Genomic DNA, 12670 nt, shown 5'->3' with positions numbered 1-12670 from the left:
CCCGTGGTGGCGTACCGGTTGGTAACCGGTCGCAAAACCACCTCAAAGCAAAGCGCGCTAGCGCGCGAAACGTTCCGAAGTCTTTAAAACCGGTCAGCGCGGACCGTCTCACCTCCGCGCACGGATCTACTTGGGCGCGATCAGCTTCTGGCCTTGTTGGCGGATTGCGCTGGCGACCATCGGCTCGACGAAAGACAGCGCGGGAGGGAGGTTGACCTCGAAAATCACCTGCGTGTCCTCGATGATCACGCAGCCGTCCACCCCCTGGCCCATGGCGCGCACCGCGAGGTCCATGCGGTCCTCGCTCGGCCAGCTGGTCGAGACATCCGCCAATCCGCCAGGGACGTACTGGCCGATCTCATGGCCATGGTCCTTCAACCGGCGGCGGACTTCGTCCTTGCCCAGATCGTGCGAAATCGGGACGCGCATCAGCTTTTGTCCTCCAGCTGCGGGCTGGTTTGCGCCCCTTCGCCGAACTTGTAGTCGAGATAACGATGCTTGATCGCCAGATCGTCGAGCGATCCTTCCGCCAGTTGGCGAGTGATCGAATCGATCTCGCCGCTGATCTTGCCAAGGCTGTCGGTCAGATGCTGGTCGGGTGTCGCGCCCGCGCGTTCCTCCTGGCGCAGATGCGCCGGAATGCGCTGGTAGCTGTCGATCATCTGCGGCAATTGCTCGCCCACCAGGCTGCGCACTTCGCGCGCCTTGGGATGGTTCTGGTCGAGCCCGTCGAGCTGCAGGCCCAGCGCATCGAGCTGGACGCCCATGTCACCGACGATTTTCGCCGCGGGCGGGGGCAGGGCGGGGCGCTGCGCTTCGAGCCACAGTTCGGTGCGGCTGACCATCTGCTGGACGTTGCCCTTGTTGATGTCGGTCCGCGTCGGGACCTTTACCTTGGGGTAGTTGGTGAACACCCATGCGGCGACAACGATCGCCAGCGCCACTGCCATGACTCCCGCAAAACCGATCCCGTCGAGCACCAGCCCCGCGATCGACGCGGAAACGAAAATCGCGAAGACTGCACCGACGAAGTAGGTGACCCGCTTCATCCAGTTGTTGCGCTTCACGCGCGCCGAACCCTGGCCGATCGAGGGCGCGCGGCGGTGCCGGCCGCCCTCGCGATTGTCGCGCACCAGCGATTTGCCTTCGGACAATATGCGATCGCTTTCGCGGGTGAGGTCGTTCACCGTGCCGCCCTCAGCCCTCGATGCTCAGCAAATCGCTCTGCGCGACCTGCTTCTGCGCCTGGGCCTGGCCCTCGGCGCGAGCGATGTAGCCCTTCGATTTTTCGACCTCGTCGCTCAGCAGCGTGACAGTTTGCTTCATGCTGTCGAGCGCGCGCAGTTTGAAACTGTCGACCTCGTCCATCGTGTCGTAGATGTTCTGGAATGCGCGTTGCAGCGTTTCGAGCGGGATCGTGCTGGCGGCGGCCTGTTCGTGGATCTTGCCGGTCTGGTCGCGCAGCAGCGTGCTGGTGCTGTCGATGATCCCCGCAGTGGTGTCATTGAGCGCGGTGATCTGGCCCAGCACGAGCCGCTGGTTGGTCATCGCCTCGGCCACGGTCACGGCCGTGCGCAGCGCGCCCACCGTGGTGGTGCTGGCGCGGTCGACGCCCTTCACCAGCTCGACATTGTTCTTCTTCACTAGGTCGAGCGCGAGATAGCCCTGCACGCTGACCGCCATCTGCGTGAGCAGGTCCTGCGTGCGCTGGCGAACATAGAAAAGCGCGGTTTCGCGCACCGCCTTGGCCTTCGCCGGATCGGTCGCGTCGAGTTCGGCGGCCTTTTCCTCCAGCTTCGCGTCGAGCGAGTTGGAGATGTGGATCATCTGTTCCAGATTGCCCATCGCTTCCCACAACTTCTGCCGTTCGACGTCGATCGCGGCATTGTCCATGATCAACTCGTCCTTGCCGCTGGCGAGGTTGTTGAGGATCGACTGGATATGCGTCTGCGCGCTCTGGTAGCTGCGGAAGTAATTGGTAAGCTTGTTACCGAAGGGGATGATTCCGAGGATCTTGCGCGGCCCCGACAGCTTGCCGCGCTTTCCCGGGTCGAGGTCCTCGACCACGCGGCGCAGTTCAGCAAGATTGGCGCCGACGCCTTCGTCCTTGTCCATCGCGCGTACGGGGCGATCGAGGAAGCGGTTCGACATGCCCGCCGCGGCCATGATTTCCTTGCGGCCCATATTGGTCAGCTGGTCGACCTTCTTGCCGAATTCGGGGGAATTGGCGTCTTCGGCGATCAGGTCGGCGACGAAGCCGTCGACCTTGGTCTCCAGCTTGGACTTCACCTCGTCCGAGACCGGCACGAGACCCGCCGCCTTTTCCGGCTTGACCTCGGGCACCGGATCGGGCGGCGTCAGGTCGAAGGCGGTTTCGGTGGCAGTGGCAGTCTGCGTTTTCGTATCGCTCATGGGCGCGGGTCTCTCCAAGCGGCTAGAGTCCTGTATTAGGGTGGCAATACACGATCTTCAAGCGTGCAGTCACCCATTGGCGCGATAGTGCCGCGCGCATGGCGCCGAGCGCAAGCCAATTCTGGAATGGGCCCGCGCATCCGCGAATGCGCGGGAAGCGCGGTCAGGCGGCCAGGTCGAGCGGGACGATCTCGCCCGCGAGATACTGCTTTTTCGCCTTGGCACGGCTGAGCTTGCCCGAACTCGTGCGCGGCAGCGTGCGCGGCGGCACCAGTTCTACGACGCAGCTCATCCCGGTGACACCGCGGACCTTGTCTGCGATCTGGTCGCGCAGCTTGATCCGTTCGACCGGGTCGGACACGCGGCAATGCACGAGCACGGCGGGGGCTTCCTCGCCCGCCTCGGTATCGATCGAAAAGGCAGCGATGTCGCCATGGTTGAAGCCCGGCAATTGCTCCACCGCCCACTCGATATCCTGCGGCCATAAATTCTTGCCGTTGATGATGATCATGTCCTTGGCGCGGCCGACAATGAACAGATAGCCATCCGCCATGTAACCCATGTCGCCGGTGTCGAGCCAACCATCGACCAGGCAGTCGGTGGTCGCTTCCTCGTTGCGGAAATAGGAATGCATCACGCTCTTGCCGCGGCACCAGACCTTGCCGATCTGGTGGTCACCGCGGGCCTGGTCGTTCTCGCCGCGGATCTCGACCTCCATCCCGGGGATCGGCTTGCCGCAATTGACGATCGCGCGATAGCGCGCGGGCTTGGACAGGTCGCGCGGGCGGCCCGAGAGGCGCTCTTCTTCGACCAGCTCGACGCGAATGCCTTCACCCGGCGGCATGACGGTGACCGCTAGCGTCGCCTCGGCAAGGCCGTAGCTGGGGTTGAAGCTGTTCGCCTGGAAGCCCGCTCCGGCGAAGGCGTTGACGAAATTCTGCATCACGTCCGGACGGATCATGTCCGCGCCATTGCCCGCAACGCGCCAGCGCGACAGGTCGAAGCGGTCGGCAACGCTGCTCTGGCTGGAAATCCGGCGCGCGCAGATATCGTAACCGAAGGTCGGCGAATAGCTGAGCGTGGTGCCCTGGTTGCGGCTGATGAGGTCGAGCCAGGCGAGCGGGCGCCGCGCGAAATGCTCGGTCCGCAGGTAATCGCAGGAAACCTGGTTCGAGATCAACGACAGGAAGCAGCCGACCAGCCCCATGTCGTGATACCACGGCAGCCAGCTGACAACCCGGTCGTTGGTGCCGATTTCCATCGATTCCGCGTGACCGCGCAGATTGTGCAGCAGCGCCTCATGCGTCACCGCCACCCCCGTAGGGAAGCGGGTCGAGCCTGAGGAATATTGCAGATAGCAGATGTCGTCGGGCTGCGCCTCGGGCAGGTCGCAGGGCGGCGCGGGGCGCTTCGCGAAATCGTCCCAGCTTTCGCCGCCGCAACCCTGCCGGTCGGCAGCGGCCTTGGCCATTTCGGCGATTTCACCCGGATAGATCAGGACTTTGGGGTCCGAGCTCTGCAATTGCACGGCAAGCTGGTCGATATAGCCTTCCTTGCCGCCGAAAGTGGTCGGCAGCGGCAACGGCACGGGCCACGCGCCCATCAGGGTGCAGGCGCAGAACAGCGCGGCGAATTCGGCGCTGGTTTCGGCGACCAGCGCGACGCGGTCTTCCTTCTCGATCCCCATTGCGACCAGCCGGTAGGCGGCCTGCTGCGCATCCTCGCGCATCTGCGCATAGGGATAGACGCGTTCGAGCGTCCCGCGCATGTCGTGGAAATTCAGGCCTTTCGCGCTGCGTGCAGCGTATTCGAGGGCCTCGTTGAAAGTCGCGAAGTCCGAACGGCGGCGCGGTAGCTCGCAATCGTTCGGCGTCGGCGTCAGTGCGGCGTCGGTCATAATTATCGGCGATACCCGTAAATTGCTGGGGCCTTGCGGGCTCCCTCATTGCATGATTTGCCGCGCGAACCAAAATTCCGCGCGCTCTCCCATGTTTCCCAATCTTAAAGGACTGTGGCAGTAATATGGCCGATGGATGATGAACGCGCAACAACCGGGCGCACTCGCCGCCGCGCAAAGCCGCTTGATCGCACGCGGCTGGAAGAGCTCGCAGTGGCATATGTCGCACGGTTCGCGACCAGTGCGGGCAAGCTGAGAGCCTATTTGCAACGCAAATTGCGCGAGCGTGGCTTCGTCGAGGACGAAGCGCCCGATCTGGACGCGCTCATCGGCAAGTTTGTCGAGCGCGGCTATGTCGATGACGAAAGCTACGGCCGTGCGAAAGCGGGCGATCTTGCCGCACGCGGCTATGGCGCCCGCAGGGTGGAGCACGCCTTGCGCGCAGCGGGGATCGGTGAGGAACTGCGCCACGCGCTCGAGCCGGGCGAACACGCCAGGCGGCACGCCGCGCTGGTGCTGGCGCGCAAGCGCGGTTTCGGCCCGTTCGAACGCAAGCCCGTTGCCGGGGGGGATGAAGAACGCAAACTGCGCGAGAAGCGGCTTGCCGCGATGCTACGCGCGGGCCATGATTTCGACATGGCACGGCGCGTGGTCGAAGCGCGCAGCGAGAAGGAGCTCGAGGAATGGGTCGCAGAAGCACGCGAGGACACGGCTTGAGGACACTGGCCGCGTTTGCGGGGGGCGCCGCGCTGGTTGCCTGTTCGCCGCAGACGCAGGCGGGGGCGGCTTCCGAACCGACCGAATCGGCGCCTGCTCCTGCTGCAAGCGTTCACCCGGTTTCCGGTCTCGCGGTCATACCGCTCACGGTGACCAGCGGTGACGAAAGGATCGCATTCTCGGTCGAAGTCGCCGATACACCCGAGGCGCAGGCCCGGGGTCTGATGTTCCGCACAGATCTGGGCGACAACGAGGGAATGATCTTCCCCTATGACGGAACCCGCGCGCAAAGCTTCTGGATGAAGAATACGCCATTGCCGCTCGACATCATCTATATCGGGCCGGACCGGCGGATCAGCAATATCGCGGCCGAAACCGAACCCTATTCGCTCGAACCGGTCTATTCGGTGGGGCCAGTGCTGGGCGTGCTCGAACTGCGCGGCGGCCGCGCTGCCGAACTGGGAATCGAGCCGGGCGATCTGGTCGAATGGTAATTGCGCGAGCACCCGCATGCGGGCGCTTGAGGCAGGGCGAATAAAGCGCTAACCGCGCGGACATGAACTTCCTCGCTAAGATCTTCACCTGGTGGAACGGTGCCACCATCGGCACCCACCTGTGGTCCGCCCGCAATGGCGAGCACGTCGGTACCGATGCGCAGGGCAACAAGTACTACCGCTCGAAGAAGGCCGCCGAGGGCGCCCGCGAGCGACGCTGGGTGATCTACGAGGGCGCGAACGATGCGAGCCGCGTGCCGAGCGAATGGCACGGCTGGCTCCACGGTGCGTTCGACGACGTGCCCGAGAGCCATCTGCCGCCGGCGCGGATCTGGGAAGCCGATTTCACGCCCAATGCGACGGGCACCGCGAAGGCCTATCGTCCCGCGGGTGCGCTCGAGCGTGGTGGCCAGCGGGCCCGCGCGACGGGTGATTACGAAGCCTGGTCGCCCGAGGCGTGACGATGCGCGGGGCGCTTGCCCTCATCCTGCCGGTCGCGCTGCTAGCCGCGTGCGAGCAGGAGGCCGCGCCGCCCGAATCGGCAGTGCAGACCGAAGTCCCCGAAGAACTCCAGCAGGGCGAACTGCCCGTGCAGCCTGCCGATGAGGCGGGGATCGGAACCCCGATGGAAGAGCGCGTTGCAACGCTCGGCCTGCTCAACAAGCGCAACAATGTCAGCCGCGACCTCGAACTGCGGCCGGGTCAGCAGCAGCGCGTGGGCGACGTGATCGTCCGCCTGCAGGCCTGCGAGCGCACCGCACCGTGGGAAATGCCCAAGGAAACGGGTGCCTTCGTGCAGTTGCTGGTCAAGGAACGCGGCACCGAAGACCAGTTCTTGAAGGTTTTCTCGGGCTGGCTGTTCAAGAACTCGCCCAGCCTGAACGTGGTCGAGCATCCGATCTACGACGTCTGGGTCAAGGATTGTACGATGGCTTTCCCGGGCGAAGAGGCGGCGCCGAACCGCGACACCGCTTCGGGAAGCGACACTGAAGGGTGACCTTCGGCCTGCGCGAGCAGGTCGATATAGCGCGCCTGTGGCAGTGCCACCGCCCCCATTCTGGCCAGATGTTCGGTCATAAACTGGCAGTCGAGCAGCGCATAGCCCGCCGCGCGCATCGCTGCGACCAGCCAGGCTAGCGCCACCTTGCTCGCATCGTCGGTCCGGCTGAACATGCTTTCGCCGCAGAACACGCGATCGAAGCCCACGCCGTAGAGCCCGCCGACCAGTTCGCCATCGCGCCAGCATTCGATCGAATGCGCATGGCCGGCCAGATGCAGCGCATTGTAACTTGCCTCGATCCGGTGGCTGATCCAGCTTTCGGCATGTTCCTCGCGCGGGGCGGCGCATTCGCCGATGACCTGGTCGAAGGCGGTGTCGCAGGTCACGCGGAAGCGGTCCTGCCGTAGCACTTTGCGAAAACTTTTCGACAGGCGGAGCCCGTCGAGCGGAATGATCGCGCGCTCGCGCGGCTCGACCCAATAGACCTCTGCATCGCTGCGATGATCGGCCATGGGAAATATTCCGCTGCGATATGCGCGGAGCAGCAGTTCGACGGGAATTCGGGAGGTGGCGGGTGCGTGCATTGCGGGCAATCCTAACACTTCTGAGGCGCGCGCGATATGCGCCTTGCCATTCGGAGGCACTCATACTAATGCGCGCCCTCCTGCAGGGGTGTAGCTCAGCTGGTAGAGCATCGGTCTCCAAAACCGAGGGCCACGGGTTCGAATCCTGTCACCCCTGCCATTTCCTTCTTCGGATGACTTGTCGATGTCGCGCGCGCGCCCTATCGGGCGGCGCATGACAGAAGAAGAAAAGCACCAGCGCGGCATCGAAGACCGCAAGTTCTACGCTGCAGAGCAGGAGGCCCGTTTCGAGAAGCAGGGCCTTGCAACGCATACGCCGCAAACCGAACATCCCAGCTACAAGCTCGCATTCCAGGACAAGGATTTCCTCCTGCGCGAGGAACTGCGCCCCGTGCGGTTCCAGCTTGAACTGCTCAAGCCCGAGATGATCCTCGACGAAGCGGGCGTCGGGTCGACGCTGGTAATGTATGGCAGCGCACGCATTCCCCCGCCCGAATCCGCCGAGACCGCGCTCGAAGGCGCGAAGGACCTGCCCGAGGACGAGCGCAAGGTCGTGGAAAGCCTTGTCGCCAAGTCCAAATATTACGACGAGGCGCGCAAGCTGGCCAAGATGGCGACCGAGAAGTCGATCATCGACAATGGCAAGCGCCAGTTCGTGGTTTGCTCGGGCGGCGGGCCCTCGATCATGGAAGCGGCGAACCGCGGGGCGAGCGAGGCGGGGGGCGAATCGATCGGCCTCAACATCATCTTGCCGCACGAGCAGGCGCCCAACCAGTATGTGACGCCCTACCTGTCGCTCAACTTCCACTATTTCGCACTACGCAAGATGCACTTCCTGCTGCGCGCGCGCGCGGTGGCGGTCTTCCCCGGCGGGTTCGGGACCTTCGACGAGTTCTTCGAACTGCTCACGCTGATCCAGACCGGCAAGATGAAGCCGATCCCGATCCTGTTGTTCGGCAAGGACTTCTGGTCGCGCGTGGTAAACTTCGAAGCGATCGCCGAAGAAGGTACGATCTCGAAGAAGGACCTCGACCTGTTCCGCTGGTGCGAAACCGCGGACGAGGCGTGGGAATATCTCTGCGAGTTCTACGAGCTGGGTTGCTGATCCGACGGCGCGGGATTGCGCACGGCCTGATGGCCCAGCGGACCCGCGCCTTCGCCGAATTCCGGGGCGTGCATGATGGCCGCGTGTGTGAAACCGCGCGCCAGCCGGATCGCATGTGTCAGCGGCTGCCGATAGCCGAGCAGCGTCGCCAGCGCTGCAGACAGCGTGCAGCCGGTGCCATGCGTGTGCCGTGTCTCGATCCGCGAATGTGCAAAACTGGCGAGCTTGCCCGACGGTGTGGCGATGCGATCGACGACCTGCGTCTCATCACCCGCATGCCCGCCTTTCGCCAGCACCTGAACGCCGTGGCGTTCGGCCAGTACCCTGGCGGCATCGAACATGTCTTCGTCGGCAATTTCGTCGCGCCCGGTCAAGATCTCGAGTTCGGGCTTGTTGGGCGTGACGATGGTGGCGATTTGCATCAGCGCGGCAAAGCCTGCGATCGTTTCCTCGTCAGCCAGTACCGATCCGCTGGTTGCGACCATCACCGGGTCGAACACGATCGGCCCGGCAAAGGTGTCGAGCCGTTCGGCCAGCAAACGTGCGGTATCCGGTGAACCGAGCATGCCGATCTTGATTGCGTCGGCGCCGATGTCGGACAGGCAGCTCTCTACCTGATCGAGCACGAATTGCGGCGACAACGCCTCGACGCCCTGCACCCCGCGGGTGTTCTGAGCGGTAACGGCGGTGATCGCTGTCATGGCATAGCCACCCAGCATGGTTACCGTCTTGATATCCGCCTGGATACCCGCACCGCCCGAACTGTCCGAACCGGCGATCGAGAGAATGCGGGGAGGGGATGCCGTCTCGCTCACGCCGCGAACTTCCGCACAGTGCTGGGTGGGTATTCGTCGTGCAGTTTCTTCGCGCGGGTCGGACGGTCCATCAGTTCGCCGCCACAGTTCGGGCACATGTCGTCGAGTGCATCGGCGCACTCGATGCAGAAGGTGCATTCGAAGCTGCAGATGAAGGCACCGGTGTTCTGCGCCGGCAGGTCGGTGCCGCAGCGTTCGCAGTCGGGTCGCATTTCGAGCATTGTCTCTCCTTCGCGCCGGGTATCGGCTGGCGCTCCCCGTTATTCCGGCCGGATTCAGGCGGCGGCGCGAACCGCGTCGCAGATACGATCGACCACGGCCTCGACCTGCACCGCGTCATCGCCTTCGGCCATCACCCGGATCAGCGGTTCGGTGCCCGAAGGACGGATCACCAGACGGCCGCTGTCTGCCAGTTCGCTTTCGGCCCCGGCGATGACCTGCTTGACCTGCGCATTCTCGAGCGGGGCCCCGCCTTCATAGCGGACGTTCTTCAGCAACTGAGGGACGCGATCGAAGACATGCAGCAATTCGCTGGCGGGTTTGCCCGTGCGCACCATGCTCGACAGCACGCTGAGCGCGGCGACGGTGCCGTCGCCGGTGGTCGCATGGTCGGTCAGGATCATGTGGCCCGATTGCTCACCCCCTACATTGAAGCCACCTTCGCGCATGCGTTCGAGAACGTAGCGATCGCCGACCTTGGTGCGCTCGAGCGTGAGGCCGATGCTCTCGAGATAGCGTTCGAGGCCGAGGTTGGACATTACGGTTGCCACCACGCCACCGCCGCGCAAGCTCCCGCGGTGCTGCATCCGCGTGGCGATCAGCGCCATGATCTGGTCGCCATCGACCGTTTCGCCCTTCTCGTCGATCACGATCAGCCGGTCCGCGTCGCCATCGAGCGCAATGCCGATGTCCGCCCCTTCTTCGACCACCCGTGCCTTGACCATCTCGAGCGAGGTCGAGCCGACCCCGTCGTTGATATTGGTCCCTGTCGGCGTAACCCCGATTGCGATGACCTCGGCACCCAACTCCCAGATCGCACTGGGGGCGACCTCGTAAGCGGCACCGTGCGCGCAATCGACCACCACCTTGAGCCCGTCGAAGCGGATGTCGGCCGAAATCGACTGCTTGACCGCGTGGATATAGCGACCGCGCGCGTCCTCGATCCGCCGCGCCCGCCCGATCCGCTCGGGCTCCACCAGCTGCGGCTCCTGTTCGAGCAACCGTTCGAGCGACGCCTCGGTCTCGTCGGACAGCTTGAATCCGTCGGGACCGAACAGCTTGATGCCATTGTCTTCGAACGGATTGTGGCTGGCGGAGATCATCACACCCAGGTCGGCGCGCATCTCGCGCGTGAGCAACGCGATGGCGGGGGTGGGGAGCGGGCCGGTCATGATCACATCCATGCCCACGCTGGTGAAGCCCGCCACCAACGCGCTTTCCATCATGTATCCGGACAGGCGCGTGTCCTTGCCGATCACCACCCGATGGCGATGGTCGCCGCGCAGGAAATGCGTGCCCGCCGCCTGCCCGACGCGCATCGCCGTGGCCGCGGTCATGACTCCGCTGTTGGTGCGTCCGCGAATTCCGTCCGTCCCGAAGAAATTGCGCGCCATAGATCGATGAACTCCCTTGTGTCGCGGTCGCAATGCCGCGAATGTGCGAACAATAAAAGACCGTTCGCCCCCCTTTTCGCGCGCAATATCGCGGCTATGTGCAACCACGCGCTTGTAGGGGCGTTAGGGACGCAAGTACGAAATTTGTTCACACCAACCCAAGAGGGGACATTCCATGGCTTTTGAGCTGATCGACCTGCCTTACGACGACACCGCGCTGGAGCCCGCCGTGTCGGCCAAGACGCTGTCGTTCCACCACGGCAAGCACCACAAGGCCTATCTCGACAAGACCAACAAGGCGATCGAAGGCACCGACCTCGAGGGCAAGGATCTCGAAGCGGTAATCGCTTCCGCACGTGACAGCGACCAGGGCCTGTTCAACAATTCGGCGCAGAGCTGGAACCACGGCTTCTACTGGCATTCGATGGCGCCTTCGGAAACCAGCCCTTCGGACGAGCTCAAGAGCATGATCGACGATGTCTTCGGCTCGGTCGACGGGGTGAAGGAAAAACTCGCCGAGCGCGGTGCAGGCCATTTCGCCAGCGGCTGGGTGTGGCTGGCCATCAAGGATGGCAAGCTCAGCATCGAGGAAACCCATGACGGCGACACGCTGGCTGATCTCGACGGGGTAAACCCGCTGCTGGTCATCGATCTGTGGGAACACGCCTATTACCTCGATCACCAGAATGCGCGTCCGGCCTATCTCGATGCGGTCAACGGCAAGCTCAACTGGAGCTTCGCGAGCGAAAACCTCGCGCGCGGTACGACTTGGAAGTATCCGGCCTGAACCCATTGCCGGTCTGAAAAAGGGAAACCCGCTGCCAGCGATGGCGGCGGGTTTTCTATTGCGCGGTGGCGGTCCCGCTGCGTTCGTGTTCGTCGAACAGGCTGGTTGCGAACAGCGGTTCGCCGAACACGAAGCCGACCAGGTTCGGGCGCCCGATATGGTCGAACAGGGCGGTCAGCATCAGCAGGATTGGCACTGAGAGCAGCGCCCCGAACACGCCCCATATCCAGGTGAAATAGGACAGCGCGATCAGGATCATCACCGGGTTCATCGTGAAACGCGCGCCGAGCACGGCGGGGGTGATGAGGTTGGCCTCGATCGTGTGCAGCACCAGATAGGCGGTGGCGGGGACGAGGCCGAGCACGATCGTGTCCGCGGTCCCGATTCCGAACAGGCCGAGCAGCGCGACCATTACGATCGGCCCGACATAGGGCAGGAAATTGAGCAGCGCGGCCAGTCCACCCCACATGATCGGCGCATCGACACCCAACGCCCAGGCCCCCAGCGCCACCACTACGCCGACCATCGCATTGATCGATCCGACGGTCAGGATATAGGCGGCGACGCGGTCCTGTACCTCGCGGATGACGCGCGCGGCCTTGATGCTGGTGCCGAAGCTGGCGCGGCCGAACAGCAGCCGCTGGCGGAGCCTGACGCGCGCCTCGATCATGAAATAGGCCATCAACAGCGTCAGGATCGTCTCGAGGATCAGGCTGGGCGTGGCGAAAGCGACCTGTTCGAGCAGGCTCGGCGCGGCGAGCACCACTTCGCGTGAACCATCGCTATTCATCAGCGCGGCCAGCTGTTCGTTGAGCGTTGCGATCCAGGCGAAGCGTTCGCGCAATTCGCCGAAGCGCGCCATCACGCCCTGTGCCATGGCCGGAACGTCGTCGAACAACGCCACGGCGGGCTGGAGGATCAGTGCCAGCGCGAGAACGAGGATCGCGAAGAAGAACATCAGCGCCGCGACCGAGGCGAGCGCATTGGGCAGGCCCCAGCCATTGAGCTTGTCGGCCAGCGGCGAAAGGATCACGGTCAGCACCAGCGCGGTGACGACCGGCAGGAAGACCACCGAACCGATCGACAGCACGAAGGGCAGCGCGAGGAACAGCCCGAGACCGATCAGCAGCACGAGCGACGAGATCAGCCGCAATTCCTGTTCGGCGAAGGCAAGCCGGCTCGAGCGCCGCTGCTGGTGCGGCGCCGTGCTTGCCGGCTCGGAGAAATCGGTCTCGCTCATCAGCGC

Annotated in this window: 15 protein-coding genes and 1 tRNA gene; 7 read left to right on the top strand and 9 right to left on the bottom strand. The window is 64.0% G+C overall.

The annotated features are described in order from the left end of the window. Positions 1–126: 126 nt before the first annotated feature. The 4 genes from FHS69_RS11300 to FHS69_RS11285 form a co-directional block, all read right to left on the bottom strand. Positions 127–429, bottom strand: coding sequence for a polyhydroxyalkanoic acid system family protein (locus FHS69_RS11300; RefSeq protein ID WP_067468744.1), 303 nt, complete (start codon positions 427–429; stop codon positions 127–129). Next, entirely contained in the window at positions 429–1187 is a 759-nt protein-coding gene (locus FHS69_RS11295; protein WP_166777782.1) for a hypothetical protein, read from the bottom strand. The genes FHS69_RS11300 and FHS69_RS11295 overlap by 1 nt, the downstream gene beginning before the upstream one ends. 10 nt (positions 1188–1197) lie before the next feature. Then, positions 1198–2412 (bottom strand): toxic anion resistance protein, encoded by a 1215-nt coding sequence (locus FHS69_RS11290; RefSeq protein WP_067468750.1) that lies wholly within the window; start codon positions 2410–2412, stop codon positions 1198–1200. Positions 2413–2575: 163 nt separating this feature from the next. Then, positions 2576–4309, bottom strand: coding sequence for a fatty acyl-AMP ligase (locus FHS69_RS11285; protein WP_166777781.1), 1734 nt, complete (start codon positions 4307–4309; stop codon positions 2576–2578). A gap of 132 nt (positions 4310–4441) precedes the next feature. Here FHS69_RS11285 and FHS69_RS11280 point away from each other — a divergent pair, with 132 nt between their 5' ends. From FHS69_RS11280 to FHS69_RS11265, 4 genes are all read left to right on the top strand, one after another. Beyond that, positions 4442–5026, top strand: coding sequence for a regulatory protein RecX (locus tag FHS69_RS11280; protein ID WP_166777780.1), 585 nt, complete (start codon positions 4442–4444; stop codon positions 5024–5026). Further along, entirely contained in the window at positions 5023–5520 is a 498-nt protein-coding gene (locus FHS69_RS11275; RefSeq protein ID WP_243844647.1) for a DUF192 domain-containing protein, read from the top strand. The genes FHS69_RS11280 and FHS69_RS11275 overlap by 4 nt, the downstream gene beginning before the upstream one ends. 62 nt (positions 5521–5582) lie before the next feature. Beyond that, the gene (locus tag FHS69_RS11270) at positions 5583–5981 is read left to right on the top strand and encodes an NADH:ubiquinone oxidoreductase subunit NDUFA12 (protein WP_067468759.1); all 399 of its coding nucleotides are present in this window, start codon (positions 5583–5585) and stop codon (positions 5979–5981) included. Between the two features lie 2 nt (positions 5982–5983). Beyond that, positions 5984–6517 carry a DUF2155 domain-containing protein gene (locus FHS69_RS11265; RefSeq protein WP_067671562.1) on the top strand — a complete coding sequence of 178 codons (534 nt, stop codon included), beginning with the start codon at positions 5984–5986 and terminating at the stop codon, positions 6515–6517. On the opposite strand, the gene aat is transcribed toward FHS69_RS11265, so the two are convergent. Continuing rightward, positions 6421–7104, bottom strand: coding sequence for a leucyl/phenylalanyl-tRNA--protein transferase (gene aat / locus FHS69_RS11260; protein ID WP_067468765.1), 684 nt, complete (start codon positions 7102–7104; stop codon positions 6421–6423). The two genes, FHS69_RS11265 and aat, sit on opposite strands and share 97 nt — an antisense overlap. 84 nt (positions 7105–7188) lie before the next feature. On the opposite strand from aat, the gene FHS69_RS11255 reads away from it, so the two are divergent. Both FHS69_RS11255 and FHS69_RS11250 read left to right on the top strand, forming a co-directional pair. Then, positions 7189–7264 (top strand) — tRNA-Trp (locus FHS69_RS11255). Between the two features lie 54 nt (positions 7265–7318). Further along, positions 7319–8209, top strand: a complete 891-nt coding sequence (locus FHS69_RS11250) for an LOG family protein (protein ID WP_067468926.1) — start codon at positions 7319–7321, stop codon at positions 8207–8209. On the opposite strand, the gene thiD is transcribed toward FHS69_RS11250, so the two are convergent. From thiD to glmM, 3 genes are read right to left on the bottom strand one after another with little or no spacing between them, the layout of a single operon-like run. Beyond that, complete coding sequence (thiD, locus tag FHS69_RS11245) at positions 8191–9024, bottom strand: bifunctional hydroxymethylpyrimidine kinase/phosphomethylpyrimidine kinase (protein WP_166777778.1); 834 nt, start codon at positions 9022–9024, stop codon at positions 8191–8193. The two genes, FHS69_RS11250 and thiD, sit on opposite strands and share 19 nt — an antisense overlap. Next, positions 9021–9245, bottom strand: a complete 225-nt coding sequence (locus FHS69_RS11240; protein ID WP_166777777.1) for a DUF1272 domain-containing protein — start codon at positions 9243–9245, stop codon at positions 9021–9023. Before FHS69_RS11240 ends, thiD begins: the two co-directional genes overlap by 4 nt. Positions 9246–9299: 54 nt before the next feature. Continuing rightward, complete coding sequence (gene glmM, locus FHS69_RS11235; protein WP_166777776.1) at positions 9300–10637, bottom strand: phosphoglucosamine mutase; 1338 nt, start codon at positions 10635–10637, stop codon at positions 9300–9302. Between the two features lie 175 nt (positions 10638–10812). On the opposite strand from glmM, the gene FHS69_RS11230 reads away from it, so the two are divergent. After that, positions 10813–11424, top strand: a complete 612-nt coding sequence (locus FHS69_RS11230) for a superoxide dismutase (protein ID WP_166777775.1) — start codon at positions 10813–10815, stop codon at positions 11422–11424. Between the two features lie 55 nt (positions 11425–11479). Here FHS69_RS11230 and FHS69_RS11225 read toward each other — a convergent pair whose 3' ends face one another. Next, entirely contained in the window at positions 11480–12664 is a 1185-nt protein-coding gene (locus FHS69_RS11225) for an AI-2E family transporter (RefSeq protein ID WP_166777774.1), read from the bottom strand. Positions 12665–12670: the final 6 nt, after the last annotated feature.

The sequence above is a fragment of the Qipengyuania flava genome, from assembly GCF_011762005.1.
GTDB classification, from domain to species: Bacteria; Pseudomonadota; Alphaproteobacteria; order Sphingomonadales; family Sphingomonadaceae; genus Qipengyuania; species Qipengyuania flava.
This window is presented reverse-complemented; position numbering and strand designations above follow the sequence as displayed.